Source organism: Pseudomonas sp. GW456-12-10-14-LB2 (genome assembly GCF_002884345.1).
GTDB classification, from domain to species: Bacteria; Pseudomonadota; Gammaproteobacteria; order Pseudomonadales; family Pseudomonadaceae; genus Aquipseudomonas; species Aquipseudomonas paraglycinae.
The window spans coordinates 1-252 of the sequence record NZ_POHV01000257.1 but is presented as its reverse complement, the minus strand read 5'-3'; the positions used below and the strand labels follow the sequence as shown (position 1 = coordinate 252).

General features: G+C 65.5%; 1 protein-coding gene. It reads left to right on the top strand.

Translation table 11 applies throughout. From position 1 onward, the window contains the following. A partial coding sequence (locus tag C1X29_RS28985) for a glyceraldehyde 3-phosphate dehydrogenase NAD-binding domain-containing protein (RefSeq protein WP_305888220.1) occupies window positions 1–252 on the top strand: 252 nt, incomplete at both ends.

Sequence of the window (252 nt, the reverse complement as noted above, 5' to 3'; positions counted from 1 at the left end):
GTCTCGTCCTGCGCGCCAGCCTGAAGAACCCCGCGATCCAGGTCGTGGCGATCAACGACCTGACGGACGCGAAGACCAACGCCCACCTCTTCAAGTACGACTCGACGTTCGGCGTGTTCCCCGGCTCGGTCAAGGCGGTCGTCAACGACCTCGAGATCGACGGCAAGCTGATCAAGGTGTTCGCCGAGAAGGATCCCGCGGCCCTGCCGTGGGGCTCCGTCGGCGTGGAGATCGTCATCGAGTCCACCGGCC